Source organism: Pseudomonas sp. AC083 (assembly GCF_979253165.1).
The window spans coordinates 288,286-303,393 of record NZ_CEEDDH010000003.1 but is presented as its reverse complement, the minus strand read 5'-3'; the positions used below and the strand labels follow the sequence as shown (position 1 = coordinate 303,393).

Annotated in this window: 20 protein-coding genes; 13 read left to right on the top strand and 7 right to left on the bottom strand. The window is 56.3% G+C overall.

Annotated features, from left to right (window positions below):
- The 7 genes from AC0IXA_RS07525 (at position 1) to AC0IXA_RS07495 (ending at position 4,987) form a co-directional block, all read left to right on the top strand.
- On the top strand, positions 1-846 hold the full coding sequence (locus AC0IXA_RS07525) for a phage tail protein (RefSeq protein ID WP_471812418.1): 846 nt from the start codon (positions 1-3) through the stop codon (positions 844-846).
- Positions 821-1,027: a tail protein X gene (locus tag AC0IXA_RS07520; protein WP_471812416.1), complete on the top strand. Its 207-nt coding sequence runs from the start codon at positions 821-823 to the stop codon at positions 1,025-1,027. Before AC0IXA_RS07525 ends, AC0IXA_RS07520 begins: the two co-directional genes overlap by 26 nt.
- A 102-nt stretch (positions 1,028-1,129) precedes the next feature.
- Positions 1,130-2,179: a phage late control D family protein gene (locus tag AC0IXA_RS07515; protein WP_471812414.1), complete on the top strand. Its 1,050-nt coding sequence runs from the start codon at positions 1,130-1,132 to the stop codon at positions 2,177-2,179.
- A gap of 49 nt (positions 2,180-2,228) precedes the next feature.
- Complete coding sequence (locus tag AC0IXA_RS07510) at positions 2,229-2,792, top strand: glycoside hydrolase family 19 protein (protein ID WP_471812412.1); 564 nt, start codon at positions 2,229-2,231, stop codon at positions 2,790-2,792.
- Positions 2,774-3,316, top strand: a complete 543-nt coding sequence (locus tag AC0IXA_RS07505) for a lysis system spanin subunit (RefSeq protein ID WP_471812410.1) — start codon at positions 2,774-2,776, stop codon at positions 3,314-3,316. The genes AC0IXA_RS07510 and AC0IXA_RS07505 overlap by 19 nt, the downstream gene beginning before the upstream one ends.
- Before the next feature lie 150 nt (positions 3,317-3,466).
- Positions 3,467-4,261, top strand: coding sequence for a DNA adenine methylase (locus AC0IXA_RS07500; RefSeq protein WP_197892242.1), 795 nt, complete (start codon positions 3,467-3,469; stop codon positions 4,259-4,261).
- 480 nt (positions 4,262-4,741) lie between these two features.
- Entirely contained in the window at positions 4,742-4,987 is a 246-nt protein-coding gene (locus AC0IXA_RS07495; RefSeq protein ID WP_083613239.1) for a hypothetical protein, read from the top strand.
- A gap of 19 nt (positions 4,988-5,006) precedes the next feature.
- On the opposite strand, the gene AC0IXA_RS07490 is transcribed toward AC0IXA_RS07495, so the two are convergent.
- From AC0IXA_RS07490 to AC0IXA_RS07470, 5 genes are all read right to left on the bottom strand, one after another.
- The gene (locus AC0IXA_RS07490; RefSeq protein WP_073472985.1) at positions 5,007-5,261 is read right to left on the bottom strand and encodes a DUF6555 family protein; all 255 of its coding nucleotides are present in this window, start codon (positions 5,259-5,261) and stop codon (positions 5,007-5,009) included.
- Positions 5,262-5,385: 124 nt separating this feature from the next.
- Positions 5,386-6,009, bottom strand: a complete 624-nt coding sequence (locus AC0IXA_RS07485; protein WP_471812407.1) for a chemotaxis protein CheB — start codon at positions 6,007-6,009, stop codon at positions 5,386-5,388.
- Between the two features lie 186 nt (positions 6,010-6,195).
- Positions 6,196-6,444: a hypothetical protein gene (locus AC0IXA_RS07480; protein ID WP_471812405.1), complete on the bottom strand. Its 249-nt coding sequence runs from the start codon at positions 6,442-6,444 to the stop codon at positions 6,196-6,198.
- Positions 6,441-6,692, bottom strand: a complete 252-nt coding sequence (locus AC0IXA_RS07475) for a hypothetical protein (RefSeq protein WP_256674760.1) — start codon at positions 6,690-6,692, stop codon at positions 6,441-6,443. Before AC0IXA_RS07475 ends, AC0IXA_RS07480 begins: the two co-directional genes overlap by 4 nt.
- Positions 6,683-7,009 (bottom strand): hypothetical protein, encoded by a 327-nt coding sequence (locus AC0IXA_RS07470; RefSeq protein ID WP_073472976.1) that lies wholly within the window; start codon positions 7,007-7,009, stop codon positions 6,683-6,685. Before AC0IXA_RS07470 ends, AC0IXA_RS07475 begins: the two co-directional genes overlap by 10 nt.
- A 298-nt stretch (positions 7,010-7,307) precedes the next feature.
- Between AC0IXA_RS07470 and AC0IXA_RS07465 the strand changes: the two genes are divergently transcribed.
- Positions 7,308-7,559, top strand: coding sequence for a hypothetical protein (locus AC0IXA_RS07465; RefSeq protein ID WP_471812402.1), 252 nt, complete (start codon positions 7,308-7,310; stop codon positions 7,557-7,559).
- A 130-nt stretch (positions 7,560-7,689) separates the two neighbouring features.
- On the opposite strand, the gene AC0IXA_RS07460 is transcribed toward AC0IXA_RS07465, so the two are convergent.
- Complete coding sequence (locus tag AC0IXA_RS07460; RefSeq protein WP_471812400.1) at positions 7,690-7,908, bottom strand: hypothetical protein; 219 nt, start codon at positions 7,906-7,908, stop codon at positions 7,690-7,692.
- A 651-nt stretch (positions 7,909-8,559) separates the two neighbouring features.
- Here AC0IXA_RS07460 and AC0IXA_RS07455 point away from each other — a divergent pair.
- The 5 genes from AC0IXA_RS07455 to AC0IXA_RS07435 all read left to right on the top strand — a co-directional run bounded on the left by AC0IXA_RS07455 (position 8,560) and on the right by AC0IXA_RS07435 (position 13,964).
- Complete coding sequence (locus AC0IXA_RS07455; RefSeq protein WP_471812398.1) at positions 8,560-9,522, top strand: hypothetical protein; 963 nt, start codon at positions 8,560-8,562, stop codon at positions 9,520-9,522.
- A gap of 189 nt (positions 9,523-9,711) precedes the next feature.
- A complete protein-coding gene (locus AC0IXA_RS07450) occupies positions 9,712-10,479 on the top strand; it encodes a hypothetical protein (protein ID WP_471812396.1) in 768 nt (255 codons plus the stop codon).
- A gap of 419 nt (positions 10,480-10,898) precedes the next feature.
- Entirely contained in the window at positions 10,899-12,254 is a 1,356-nt protein-coding gene (gene chrA / locus AC0IXA_RS07445) for a chromate efflux transporter (RefSeq protein ID WP_341638719.1), read from the top strand.
- A 238-nt stretch (positions 12,255-12,492) separates the two neighbouring features.
- A complete protein-coding gene (locus tag AC0IXA_RS07440) occupies positions 12,493-13,377 on the top strand; it encodes a manganese catalase family protein (RefSeq protein ID WP_341638720.1) in 885 nt (294 codons plus the stop codon).
- 77 nt (positions 13,378-13,454) lie between these two features.
- A complete protein-coding gene (locus AC0IXA_RS07435) occupies positions 13,455-13,964 on the top strand; it encodes a ferritin-like domain-containing protein (protein ID WP_024012005.1) in 510 nt (169 codons plus the stop codon).
- Positions 13,965-14,012: 48 nt separating this feature from the next.
- Here the strand turns inward: AC0IXA_RS07435 and AC0IXA_RS07430 are convergent, their stop codons facing one another.
- Positions 14,013-15,002 carry a ribonuclease Z gene (locus AC0IXA_RS07430; protein ID WP_460154280.1) on the bottom strand — a complete coding sequence of 330 codons (990 nt, stop codon included), beginning with the start codon at positions 15,000-15,002 and terminating at the stop codon, positions 14,013-14,015.
- Between the last annotated feature and the right edge of the window lie 106 nt (positions 15,003-15,108).

The window sequence follows — 15,108 nt, the reverse complement described above, 5'->3', positions numbered from 1 at the left end:
ATGGCTTACATGGAGCAGATGCAATCAAGTCTGAAGTATCTGGTGGATGCGGCGGAAACCGGGCGGCGTAGCGCGGATGGCATGCTGTCCCCGGTCAATGGCGCGATCCGCGAACTGACCGGTGCCGCGTCCGAGCTGGAAAACATCCCGTTTGTAGGTCCGGCCATCGGCGCCAAACTTCAGCGAGTGATGCGCGGCGTCGACGCGGCTCAGGCCAAGGTCGGTCAGGTGGCGGCGGTGTACGGCCGCGCCACTCGGGCGGCGGCCGAAGTGCAGGAGAGGCTGGGCACATTGAAGGAACAGGCGGGCAAGGCGGCCACGGCGATCAACAACGTCGCCGGCAAGGTCAGTCCGTCGCTCGCTAACATCGTGCCCACCAGTTCCTTTGCTGGGGAAGCCACGCCGGCGCCGGAGGCGGTGAAGCCGTTCCCGCACCTGATGATCATTCAGCCGCGCGATCCGAAAATTGAGCCGTACTACTTCAACCTGGACACGGCAGCCTTTGATGAGCTGAGCCGTTCAACCGAATTCCGCTGGGCTTCGCAGGAGCGGCTGACGCGCCGGCCGGCGAAGCAAGCCATCGGCATGGGTGATGAAAAACTGACGCTCAAGGGCACGATCTACCCGGGCTTCAAGGGTGGATTGAAGCAACTCGACACCCTGCGCTCCATTGGGGCCAGGCTACAACCGCTGACGTTGACCACGGGCTATGGCGAGGTGATCGGGACGTGGTGCCTGAAAAACATCAACGAGGAACAGTCCGCGCTGCTGCATGGTGGGATTGCTCGCAAACAGGGTTTTACTTTGGAGTTTGAGCGTTATGGCGACGACATGCAGGACGTCTGAGGGGGACATGCTCGATGTCATTTGCAACAACGTTTACGGCCATCTTAATGGCAGCGTCGAGGCCGTGCTCGATGCCAATCAAGGGCTTGCCGATGAGCCTCAGCCGTTCCGGTCGGGCGTGATTATCGTCCTGCCGGATCTGCCCGGCCCGACAAGTGAAGGCGTCAGCTTGTGGGATTGACCCGGGGCGATGCCTTCGCCGGCGCCGCGCCGCGTCGCGTTACGCGTAACGACACCTTGTTTTTCTGGCCCGCCTTGTGCGGGTTTTTTATTGGAAAAAACCATGACTCCGATGTTTCGAATTGTCGCCGATGGGGCCGACGTCACGGCCAAGATCAATGATCGGCTGTTATTGCTGCGCACTTCTGACAAGCCGGGCATGGAGTCCGACGAGTTTGAGTTGCGCATCGACGACCGTGGCGGACAAGTGCAATTGCCACGGCGTGGCAGCTCAATCGAGATCTACCTGGGCTATGCCGAAACGACGTTAGCACGCATGGGCAGTTACACCGTCGACACGGTCGAGGTGTCAGGGCCGCCGGATACCATCGTGATCAAGGGCAAGGCCAGCGACATGCGTGGCAGCGGCAAAACCATCCGTAGCGGAAGCTGGGAAGACGTGCCTCTGTCGAAGATCGTGGCTGACGTCGCCGCGCGCAATGGCTGGACGCCGGTGTGTCCGGTGTCGACCAAGGTCGCTCGGGTCGACCAGCTCAATGAGTCCGATTTCAATTTCATCACGCGTCTGGCCAAGCAGTACGACTGCACGGCCAAGGTCGCTGACGGCAAGCTTTTGGTGATGCCGCGCCAAGGTGGTCAGACTGCCAGCGGCAAAGCATTTGGCGCTATCGCGCTGACCCGCAGTGACCTTAGCCGCTGGCAATTCAGTCTCGGTGATCGCAACTCACACAAGGCGGTGGCGACTAAGCATCAGGACAAAAAGAACGGCAAATTGGCGGTGGTCACCATCGAAAACGACGATGCTCCGGACGGGCTGCCGGCAGTGCATACCGACCGCCATATCTATCCAAACAAGACGGCTGCTGAAGCGGCCGCCAAGGCCCGTCTCTCAGCGTTCAACCGCTCGACCGCCGATGTGCGGCTTGAGATGCCCGGTCGCACGGACATCTTCGCCGAGCGTCCCATCATCGCTCAGGGGTTCAAGGTAGGGCTTGATGGTGAATACTTGGCGGCTTCGGTCGAGCAGGTGTTCACCCAGTCCGGCTGGTCGACCACGGTCGAATGCAATGCCGGCAAAGCCGGCAAATCCAAGGGCAAGAAAAAGAAAGGGCCGAAACCACCGCTCAAGGTGGTGAACATCAAGAAGCAATAACCGCATCCCATCGCCGCCTGAGTGCGGTTTTTTTACGTCTGGAGTTTGTATGTCCATCACTGAGCAACAGCTGCAAAGCATCATGCCCAACGCCCGCCGCCAAGCGGGCGTTTTTGTATCCGCCCTCAACGCAGCCATGGTCCACCGGCAGATCAATACGTCGAAACGCCAAGCCGCTTTTCTGGCGCAAGTCGGTCACGAGTCGGGTCAGCTGCAGTACGTCCGGGAACTGGGCGGCGATCAGTACCTGAGCAAATACGACACAGGCGACCTGGCTGCGAAACTGGGCAATACGCCGGAAGCGGATGGTGATGGTCAGCGCTATCGCGGTCGCGGCCTGATTCAGGTCACTGGCCACGACAATTACCTGCGCTGCAGCTTGGCGTTGTTCGGTGACGAGCGATTACTACGCATGCCTCAACTGCTGGAGCTGCCGCAGTGGGCCGCCGAGTCGGCTGCATGGTTCTGGTCCGTGAATGGGCTGAACGCGCTGGCCGATCAAAACGAGTTCAACACGATCACCCGCAGGATCAACGGCGGCCTCAACGGCCTGCAGGATCGGCTGGAGTTGTGGGGGCGGGCGAGGGCGGTGCTATGCGTTTCGGCGAACTGATCCCGGCGCCGTATCGGCTGCTGGCAAAAGGCGTGCTGCTGGTCGCCTTGGTCGGTGGTTCTGCGGCCATCACCTGGCAAGTCCAAGATTGGCGCTACGGCAAACAGCTCGCAGAGCAAGCCCGACTCCACACCGAAACCATTAACCAGTTGGCCCTGGCCACGGTTGCGCAGCAGCGTGCCGAACAGGACAAACGCCTTGCGCTCGAGCAGCGCTTGGCTACCAGCGAACAAACCCATTACCGAGCCTTGAGTGATGCCCAACGTGATCAAGGTCGCCTGCGCGACCGCCTTGCCACTGCTGATCTGCGCTTGTCAGTCCTACTCGACGCCACCACCGGCGCCGGCACCGGATCGGTGCCAGCCTCCACCGCCACCGGCGGCGTGGTTCATGGCCCCACAAGAGCCGAACTTGACCCAGCGCATGCTCAACGAATTATCGGCGTCACCGATGACGGCGACCGGGGGCTGATTGCCCTCGAGGCCTGTCAGGCATACGCCAAAGAAGTCTCATCACCGAAGTGAAAAAGAGCGGTCGATCCGGATGCGTCAACATCCGGATCGACCGCCGTCCCTGCAGATGGTCCCTGCAAGTCCAGCCAAGGCTCTTGCTCCGTGCACAAAGCGCGGCGAGCCTAGCACCTGTTTATCCATACAGTAAAGGTCTTGCTTTTTATGTCTACACCCATCATTCCTTGGATGGGCGGCAAACGCCGCCTGGCCGACCGCCTCATTCCGCTTTTTCCGCCACACGAATGCTACGTTGAAGTCTTTGCCGGCGGTGCCGCGCTCTACTTCATGAAGCCCCAGCCATCGCCGGTCGAAGTCCTGAACGACATCAACGGCGACCTGGTCACGCTTTACCGCGTCGTGCAGAACCACCTTGAAGAGTTCGTGCGCCAGTTCAAATGGGCGCTCAGCTCGCGACAGGTGTTCGAGTGGCAGAAGATGACCCGCCCTGAAACTCTCACCGACATCCAGCGCGCCGCCCGGTTCTTCTACCTGCAGCACCATGCCTTTGCCGGCAAGGTTTCGGGGCAGACGTTCGGCACGGCGACGACTGCCCCGGCTATCAATCTGCTACGCATCGAGGAAAACCTCTCGGCCGCGTGGCAGCGCCTGTCCGGCACCTACGTCGAAAACCTTCCCTGGCTTGAATGCGCTGAACGCTATGACCGCGCTCACACCTTCCACTACATGGATCCGCCTTACTGGCAGACCGCGGGCTATGGCGTGGACTTTCCGTTTGAGAACTACGAACGGATGGCCGACTTCATGCGCCGCTGCAAAGGCAAAGTCATGGTCAGCATCAACGACCATCCGGATATCCGCCGTGTGTTCGACGGTTTCCACTTCGAAACCTTAGACATCCGCTACACCACAACCAACCAGCGGCAAGGCAAAGCCGAGGTCAGCGGTGAGCTGGTAATCATGAACTGGGCGCCAGAATCGTTGGGCGGCTTGTTTTGAGGCGTCTCGGGCTTACTTACTCCGTCCGGAGCGGGGTGGCGCACTCCGCTCCGATAGCGAAGCGCCACGATAGTGCTGCTGGCTCAATTGCGTTAAAACTCGAAGGCATTGATCAGTGGCAAAGGGTTCGACAGATGTCCCATGGCTTAGACGTTCCCATCACGCATGAATATCGCGGCCATAAGCTGGTCGTAAAATTTGATTGGAACAGGCCAAACGATCCATCGCCGACAGCGGCGCATGTGCTGGCGGAGAGCGGGGTACATGGTCTCGCCGACACGGTCGCCGAGCTGCCAGGACCATGGCCGGATTATCCCTGTGCGCTTGCTGACGCGATGGCGGCCGCAGAACGCTGGATTGACAGTCAGTTACCCTAGCAACCGGTTGTCGGTCCGAGCAGTCGTATATTTTGAATAGTGTCATAATGATGTCATGTGGGAGCAGAGATGTGTGCTTCCTCCATCCATACAGTGTGACTCCATGCTCTCGACTGATGATTTTCGATTCAATGCCCATCACTTGTTGCTCGACCTCGATGCAACCACCAATCACCTCATGATGCTGGTCGTATCGCACGAAGTCAGTGGCAGTCGATGGGAAGAAGCGTTGGTTCGACAGCAGCGAGCCTATGCCGCGTGGGTCTCCATCCTTCCAGGCATTCAGATCGACCCGATGCCTGTGCTCGACGGCCGAGCGGTTGACGGGATCACCACCGTAGCTGAGTGACAAACTCAACTTCGATCATTTACGCATGATCTTCCTCCCAGACGACTGTGACCGACGCCCGCCATTTCACGTCGGTCACGCCGAAACGCTCCGCCATCGGTTTAGAAAAACGCTTCAGTGGTGGACGCCCCGGCTTGGGTATCGGAGCAAGGCCCGCATCACAGCTCGCCCACTGCCAGGCCTCCGCGTTGTTCATCAGCTTCGTTCTGATGACGAAGCTTTTTGGCTCACCGTGGAGTTGATAATCGATGACGTACAAATCAGCTGGCTTCACGAGACCTCCTATTGCTCATGAATAAGTGATTTTGCGCGCTGAAGAAAATTCAGAGAAATTGTCCGACGATCATTAACGCCATCGGTAGGTCAGTTGTGTTCGCGGTGAGCAAGATAGCGACCAGTCAGCGGTCGACAGACGAAGTTCTATCACCCGCGGCCGTTCGCTCCAGTTCGAGAGGCGTGACGCAATGGATCAGTGCTTCCCGTAGCGCGTCGGTGCGAACCAAGCTGTTCGGATGATCTTTCTCAATTGCCCTGATCGGCATGCTGGACACCAGCGCATCGCCGGGGTCTTGCACCAGGCTGACCCCACCGGCCGCCCGCACAGCGGCCGCCCCGGCGGCGCCGTCTCCGTCATTACCGGAAAGGATCATGCTGATGACTCTTCTTCCAAACACCGCCGCGGCAGTGCCAAACAACCGATCCACGGCAGGCTTGGAGAAATGCAGTTTCGGTCCATCGCTGAGATGCATAAGCCCCGGTTCAACCACTTCAAGATGTCGTCCTGGCGGGGCCACGTAGACACGACCCGCTTCGACGCGGACGCCTTCGTCTGCATAGGCAACGGGCAAGGTTGACCAAGAATCGAATATCGATGCAAGCAGTCTGGGGCTCGAGGAGCCTGTGTGCACAACGATCAATACGGCGGCAGGGAAGTCTGCAGGCAATCCTGAAAGGATTTGACGAAGAGGGCCGAAGCTGCCCTCCGATCCACCGATCACTACGATATCTCTCACGGTATCCATGTCACTCGTACGCTCTGTCTTTATAAGTGGATCAAAAGCGTCGGCCAAATGTTCCAGACTGCGGCGAGAATTTGCGGATGAAAGAATTGCAAGACAGCAGGGTGACGATGCCTCAGATCATAGGGGAGTGATTCTCGGTGTCCGCTTTGCCGCCACCGATGGGCCGATTACACAGCCAAAAACCGCTCATAACTCCACGGTGAAACCCTTGAGACCGATGCTGTCGGCGAAACGGCCCACCGCCGTCAGGCTGGCCCAGGTGCGCAGCCGCTCACGCCGCGAGCGCACCGGCACCCAGCGTGCGCCGCTGCCGCCCAGGCGCATCGACAGCCCCCAGTCGGAGCCGCCATCGATCCTGGTCACAAGGCATTCGCGCACCGCATGTTGTTCAACCAAGGCGCGCAGCACCTCTTCATGAATGCCGTCACCGATCATTCGTTCAGTTCCTGTTGACGCGCTTGTGAGGCGTGATCAAACGCCACGTAGAGGCTTTCGATCACCCCAGGGTTAAGTGCCTTCACGGTTTCGATGCCCAAGGTGAAACCCTCGGCACGGTCGGCCGCGTGCAGTGTGTCAGCCACGGTGCTGGCGTTGGCGATGGCCGTGAGCAGTTTCAGTGCCTGCGCATGAACCGAGCGTGGCAGGTTGAGTGCGGCCAGCACCTCATGCTTGATCATTGCCATTGCCATCCCTTCGAAGCGCCCGGTGGCTCAAATGCCAAGTCGTACTGCTCGACATTGATCAGCAGCCAGCCGCCGGTAGGTTCGTTGCTGCCGTCGACGATTGGCCCTTGCACCATCATCCCGTGCGGCAGCATGACCCGCACTGTGTTGGCCCGCGCGGGGCCTTGCAGATAATGTTGCAGTTCAACGCGCACGCGGCCCGGGCCAGCGTTGAGCAGGCGCACCGCACACTCAAGGGTGGTCAGCTCGGCGGGTTCCAGGCCGAGATAGCGGGCCATCACGGTGACGGTGGCCGAACCTTCGTAGACGTACGGCATAAGCATCCTTTCCTGGAGGAGGGTGACGGTAACAAACCAGACGGTGGGACTATGGTAGTCCAGCCTAGGGAGAAGTGGTTTTCATTGCCCCACGAAAAGGTCCCCGAACCTGGCAAGAGTGTGGGGGCCTGTTGAACATAAACGGCGTTCTATCCACTAGTGGCCAATAGCCGCAATAGGTCATAATTAGTGTCTCGCGCATTTGCGCACTTCAACCCGACCGACGGTCATTCCAGTCGCCCCTCTGAATTGAACCAGCCTTTTTCTGGCGCAATCCATTGGTCACGGAGGGCAATTTATGAAATGTATGTGCTGGATTTGTTGGGAAAACGCGGAGCGTCGATCTCTGGTAGGCGACTGGGTGAATATTGAATGTGATGCCTGTGGCCGCTATTTCATTAGCCGCGAGTTCATGCGCGAGAACAAAGGAAAGACGCTCGACGTGAAGGCTACCCGACAGCTCATCGTTGACGCAGTGTTCGCTGGGGTCATCCCGGCGATCAGCGATGGAACGGCTTATTTCACGTCGTCACGTAAGCACGTAGTGTGACTCTAAGGCCAGAGAAAGCTGGCCAGCCGGATTCATGTCTAGATTGCGACGGTGTACGCTGAGCTGCGCTACTGAAGCTCGTGGGACTGAACTTGCATTTAGCCCGCGTGCCGCCAGCCAAGACCTCCCCTTAAGACTTCCGTAGCCGCATGATCGCGTCTGTGATCGCTGCTGCGTTAGTGTCCAGCGTTGCCAAGGCCACGATTGCGTTATCGGCAACATCATCTGCACCAGCTCCCGATATCCACTGGGTAATCTCTTCTATCGCCGCACCCAGCGCATGCTGGTTGTGCAACAACAGTGTCAGCGCATCGGCAGTGGTGATATTGGAATCTGCATTACTTGGCATGCTGATCGTCCTTGGATCAAAGATTCGGAAAGACTGATTTGCGCCCCTAATACAGCGTAGCTCAGCCACTCAATCCTAGAGGCTCATTTCCGCACCGAAATGGCGCATCTGTCCCAGATCTGTCCCATATGCCCATTTTTTGGACACCAAAAACCACAAACTCCCGACTTTCTCTAGGAAAATCAGGGGCTTGCGTTTACTGAATATGGCGGTGAAGGAGAGTTTCGAACTCACAACACTATGAGCCTAAACCAACCCCTTCTAACAACCTCAAATGCCTTACGCCAATGGCCGCTTTCGGCCAAAAGCGGACGTTTGGGTGAGGCTGCGCGTGTTCAATAGATGCTTCTAGTAGCGCAACAATACGCATTGAAGGGTGTAGACGTGTGCAGCACGTTTCGCCAGATTATTATCAGAACCGGTGAAGGTCCTAAGGAGCGCCGTACTGCAGCGTGTTGCGCTACATTGATTTCTTAAGGAGACGTCTAGAAACGTGTCAAGGGATCTTCAATAAGCTTGCCGAGGATCAGATGAAACAATTTCTCACGATGGCTATGATGCTCCAGCGGAGAATACCAAAGCTTAGGATCAGACTAAGACGATCTACAGCGAAAGGGTTCTTCCGACCGAAACTATAGCGTAAGGAAACCAATGCAAAAGCTAAAAGACATACTTATAAGAATAATGGAAATAGAACCGTCAAAGTTAAGCAACACAGATTTGCTAAACTTATTGGTATCCATTTCATCACTTGCTATTGCAGTTCTTTCCTTTGTAGTAGCTATGATCGCACTGATATATACCGGATACCAATTTTTTCTGAAAAAAGGTACGAAATTCTATGGCGTATATTCAACGTCCAGCAGTGTATGGAGCAAGCAGAGATATGTTTCTGAAATAATTATTGAAAATAAAAAAGATAAAGCTGCCGCTATTAGCTATATATACCTTAGAGTTGGTAGCAACATTTACCTTGAGCTCGTTGATTACTACAGCTCCCCAAGAATAATTGCTCCTTTTGAAACTATTAAAATAGAATTAAGGGAGGGCGTTTCTGGCTATATTTCGTCAACCTTTAAAGTCGACTTGGATTCTCTGTTGGGTGATAGAAGAATTTGTAAAACACTTGTAATAGCTACACCCCAGGGACTTTCAAAGGTCAGAAATTACAAGAAGTTCTGGAATGTCTATATTGAGTCGCTGAGAAACAATTTTATCATTCCTGTACGGCCAGTACGTAAATACTACAAGGGTAAAGAATACAGCGACGCGCTACAATTTGTAGTAATTGATGGAAATAATAAGGAAAGCCCCGGGGAGCATTTCCTTTATCGTGGAAATACCTACTCAATAAACGACAAGTCGGTGAAGGTCGATAATTTTCTTTCTGTAGACGAACTAGAAAAATTTCTTGGGTGCGTAACGGACTCCACTGACAACACCTTGATAGTAGAGCGCGTCGGCTACACATATGGAGATTACGAGAATTATAAAAATGTCGATATATTTCACAGCGGGATTATTGGAACTCATGTGGTCGGAAAGGCTTACACAAAATTACATAATTGGACCTTCAGGTTAAAGAACAAGCTAAAGACTTTCAGGAAAGGGTGATTTACAAGATTTCACCTATGCTAAAGCCCCCAAGTCGAGTTATGGTCCCAGCTAAACCAGATTTCCCAAGCGGCCCTTAGATCGCCAGTAGACACGTTAGCTACTAAACAGTAGCCTGAGGTGAAATTTCAGTGTTTTTTGACAGCATCCGGTTTCAAAATATTCTCACTTCAGAAAAGGCGAGTTTCAGTGTTTGCAAAATCAGAATTGAAAGACATCGCTTTAGAATATGGCAAGAAATTCCTGTTTCCCGACTTCACGAATAAGCTCACGTGGTTTGTGGCTGGGATAGGTGGAGCGGTCATACTGACCCCGACCCCATTGAAACTTATAATTTATAATTGGTTGATTGACTCGGCAAACCTAAACTCAGGAAGCCGATTTACTCTAGCTGAGCTGAAACCAGACGCCGCCGACTATTGGGTTGGAGTAGCACTTATAATAGGTGCATTGTTGCACAATATCGCTAATCGTTATCTAGTCTACAAAGAGCAACGATCTTCTTTGCCCCGTGCCAACGGACAATCAAACCAGATTGATAAAGAATTATTTAAAAAATTTCTTGAAGATTTTCCCAGTAATTCTGGTTCAATAGATATGCTGCGACAGCAAGATTTTTCAAATTCTTTCAATATAACCAGGCTGGCAAACCTTGAAAAATTTGTCGACGAGTGGGATACGGTCGAGCGTGAGTTCTTGAATACTGACCTGGAGCGTATGAGAAGAGAGCTATGGGAGGTTTGTTATACTTTTAACTACAAGCTATCTATGGGTGCATACGATTTAAATGGTGGTCCGGTTTTTAGTTGTATTCCAGATGCGTATCGAGGAACAGACAACTGGCCTAAGCATGTGGACGAAAAAATTGATGAATTGAATGGGCTTTCAACGACCTGTTTCAAATTGTATGAAGAATTTGTACGTTTCGGAAGGAAATCTCTCGCAGAGAATATTTGAAAGCCGACCGACGTACTGCCTATATGCGGCATCCAGACCGAATGGTGTATACCTTTTGTGCATGTGGTCGGTCAGGCCGATTGCTTTAGCGATCGACTGCTTTGGAGCGAGAGTCCGACCAGGCTGAAAGTCCGCTTTTGGCCGAAAGCCGTCATACCTGTTTAGGGCAAAATTAGGGCATATGGGAGGCCGCTTAGGCCCGCCCCACGCCTGCGGTAAAGAACGAAAGCGCCGTTTTTGGTGGGCTGCAGCGGCCTATAGAGAGTCCAGAGGGGGTTCGAATCCCTATCTCTCCGCCATTATTGAACAAGACGAAGCCCCCGTAATCATTGATGATTACGGGGGCTTTTTCGTTTCTGGCGTTTTGTTCGTTACGCTTTTCGGGTACAACCTGCCGACTGCATAAAAGGAACAGCTCGATGAGTGAAGTTCAGCCGTTGGCGGGGGATGACGATGTGAAGCCGCAGGCCGTGAGTCTGCGCGTGGCGTTCTGGTTCTGGTTGAAGCTGGGCTTTATCAGTTTCGGCGGGCCGGCCGGGCAGATTTCGATCATGCACCAGGAGTTGGTCGAGCGGCGACGCTGGATTTCCGAGCGGCGTTTTCTGCATGCCTTGAACTATTGCATGTTGCTGCCCGGGCCTGAGGCGCAGCAGTTGGCGACTTACATTGGCTGGCTGATGCATCGGAGCTGGGGCGGGATTGTGGCCGGGGCGTTGTTCGTGTTGCCTTCGCTGTTCATCCTGATTTTCCTGTCGTGGCTCTATATCGCCTTCGGTGAAGTGCCGGTGGTCGCCGGGCTGTTTTACGGGATCAAGCCTGCGGTGACGGCCATTGTCGTGCAGGCGGCGCATCGCATCGGTTCGCGGGCGCTGAAGAACAATTGGCTGTGGGCGATTGCGGCGGCGTCGTTTACCGCAATTTTTGCGTTCAATGTGCCGTTCCCGTTGATCGTGCTGGGCGCGGCGGTGATTGGCTATTTCGGCGGTCGCCTGGCGCCGGAGAAATTCAGGGCCGGCGGGCATAGCGCAGCGAAGAAGTCTTTCGGCACGGCGTTGATCGACGACGACACGCCAACCCCAGCCCATGCCCGTTTCAGCTGGACGAAACTGGCCACGCTCGCCGTGATTGGCGCCGCGCTGTGGGCGTTGCCGATGGGGGTATTGACCGCGCTATTCGGCTGGCAGGGCACGTTGACGCAAATGAGCTGGTTCTTCACCAAGGCAGCGCTGCTCACCTTCGGTGGAGCTTATGCGGTGCTGCCCTATGTCTATCAAGGTGCGGTCGGTCACTACGGCTGGCTGACCCCGACGCAGATGATCGACGGCTTGGCGCTGGGCGAAACCACGCCCGGGCCGCTGATCATGGTGGTGGCGTTTGTCGGTTTTGTCGGCGCTTATGTGACGCAGGTGTTCGGCGCCGATCAGGTGTTTCTCGCCGGAGCGGTCGCTGCCGCACTGGTGACGTGGTTCACCTTTCTGCCTTCCTTCCTGTTCATCCTCGCCGGCGGCCCGCTGGTGGAGTCAACGCACGACGAACTCAAATTCACCGCCCCACTGACCGCGATTACCGCTGCGGTGGTCGGGGTGATTCTCAATCTGGCGTGTTTCTTCGGCTACCACGTGCTCTGGCCGCAAGGCTTCAGCGGCAGCCTGGACTGGCCCTCGGCGTTGATCGCCATTGCGGCGGCCATTGCGCTGTTTCGCTTCAAACGCGGAGTGATTCAGGTGTTGCTGGGCTGTGCGTTGGTTGGGTTGGTGGTGCATTTGCTGCGTTAGTGATCGCGGCGCTGGAAATCGAATCGCGCGCTGGAGACTCGATTCCGGCCATAAGTTCCGGTCATTCCAGTGCGAATATCCCCAGCGGTATAGCCCCGTTTCGCTTGTTCGCGCGGTTCAAACCATTTGTCCTGTCACCGCAAATTTTTTGAAATTTCCGCAACGACAATGCTTCACAAAAGGGTAGGCAAACTTTTACCCAGAACTTGCCACGCTTACCCGACTGAGGAGATTTGTCATGTTTCTACATAACAAGCGACTTCAATACACCGTTCGTGTCGCCGAGCCCAATCCGGGGCTGGCCAATCTGTTGCTCGAGCAGTTTGGCGGCGCACAAGGTGAACTGGCGGCGGCTTCGCGCTATTTCACTCAAGCCTTGGCCGAGGACGATCCGGGACGCAAAGACCTGCTGATGGATATCGCCACTGAAGAACTCAGCCACCTGGAAATCATTGGCTCGATCATCGTCATGCTCAACAAGGGCGCGAAAGGCCGGATGGCCGAAGGCGTCGAGCAGGAGGGCGAGTTGTATCGTTCGCTCAATGGCAACGGCAATGACTCGCACATCACCAGCCTGCTCTACGGTGCCGGTTCGCCGCTGACCAACTCTGCCGGTGTGCCATGGACGGCGGCGTACGTCGATACCATCGGTGAGCCGACCGCCGACATGCGTTCCAACATCGCTGCTGAGGCACGGGCGAAGATTGTTTATGAGCGCTTGATGAACGTGACCGATGACCCCGGCGTGAAAGAGGCACTGGGCTTTCTGATGACCCGTGAGATCGCCCACCAGTTGTCGTTCGAAAAAGCCCTGCATTCGATTCAGCCAAACTTCCCGCAAGGCAAGCTGCCCGGCATGCCTGAGTTCACCAACGTCTACTTCAACATGTCACAAGGCACTGAAAGCATGCGCGGCCCGTGGAATCAGGGCGACGATTGGGAGTTCGTCGAAAGCCCAACGCCGGCGGTCGACGGCGGCGATGGCCTGGCCACCGTGCAACTGGACAGCGCCGACGAAACGCTGCTGGAAAACATGAAAATGCGCACCATGTCCGACCCCAACAGCGAGCCGGTCACCGGTGCGGATCTGGGCTCCGGCGTGCAGGCCAAGCCTGGTTTGTAAGGCACGCGGGGCGCGCCGGACATCAGGCGGCGCGCCCCGGTTGATCACTGTGAAATCATCCAGAAGAGGACTCGACAATGGCTACTCCACAGGAAAACCTGCTCGACTGGCTGCGTGACGCCCATGCCATGGAGCAACAGGCCGAGCAAATGCTCAAGGCACAATCCAAGCGTCTGGAACATTACCCGCAGCTCAAGGCGCGCATCGATCAGCACATCGAAGAAACCCTTGGCCAGCAGAAACTCATCGACGAATGCCTGCAACGTCTGGGCGGTGAATCCTCGACGATGAAAGACCTGGGCGGCAAATTGATGGCGTTCGGTCAGGCTGTTGGCGGCTCCTTGATGAGCGATGAAGTGATCAAGGGCGCCATGGCCGGCTACGTTTTCGAAAACATGGAGGTCGCCAGCTATACCGTGCTGATCGCAGCGGCGAAAGCGGCGGGGGACACGCAGACGCAGAAGGCCTGCGAACAGATTCTGCCGCAGGAAGTGGCCATGGCTGAATGGCTGCTCAAGCATTTGCCGCAACTGACCGACGCGTTTCTCGAACGCTCGGCGGATCCGGACAAAGAAGCCAAGAAGTAACCATGCCCTCCGGCGTCCGCCTGCCAGACGGGCGGACGCGCTATCAAATTACGGTGCGACCTGCAGCGGCTTGCGCTCGATCTCCACCGGTTGCAAATGACCCAGCCGGTCCAAGTGATAGCGCTGCAGATCCCGCGCCAGAATCAGTTGGCCGTTATACAGCGCCGCCGCTTCACTGCGCACATCTTCGATCGACGGACTCACCGCCGGGTTGGCCTGATAGCGTGCGCTGAAGTGCGTCAGCACCAGGTTGCGCACCCCAGCGGATTCGGCGAAACCGGCGACAGCGGCGGCGCTACTGTGGCCGTAACTGGCTCGAGCGCGGTCGATTGCTGCCTGCACGAATGTCGCTTCATGCACCAGCACGTCCGCCGATTGCGCCACTTCTGCCAGCAGTGCCGGCCGATCGTTGTCGCCGCAGACGATGATGCGCCGATCAGGTCGCGCGCTCAGCAGATAATCGCGAGCGTGCAGCATCCGCCCGTCAACCTCCACGTCCTGACCATGGGCCAACTGACCCCAGAGCGGGCCGCGTTCGATGCCTTCAGCGTCGAGTCGCTGCACGTCGAGACGTGGTTCCGGGTCGGACTCGGTGAAGACATAACCATGACACGGCACACGGTGGGACAACTCGACGGTCTGCACCTGAACGTTGAGGTTGCGCCATTCGGTAAGCGTTTCCACAGCGTGCAGGTTGATCTCGAAAGGCAGATGCGATTGCGTCACCTCCAGGCTCATTCTCAGCCACGGCTGCAGCGCCGCCGGCAGAATTATGTCCAGCGGCCGCGTGCGTCCGGACATGCCGGTGCTCGCCAGCAGACCCGGCAAGCCCAGGCAGTGATCGGCGTGCACATGAGTGATGAAAATCGCCCGCAATTCACTCAGTGACAGCGGCGTGCGCAGCACCTGATGCTGAGTGCCTTCACCGCAATCGATCAGGTACCAGCCCTTGCCGGCAGAGGCGATCAATGCTGTTGCGCTGACGTTGCGCTGGCGGGTCGGCACGCCGGCAGACGTGCCCAGAAACAACAAATCCACGGTGGTTCTCCCTGGCGGATCGGATTTCAGATATTGCGTGCAGTTCTCGGTGAGCTTTCGACAATCAGCGAGGCGATTCGGATCCATCGAAGTACCGGGACAATTC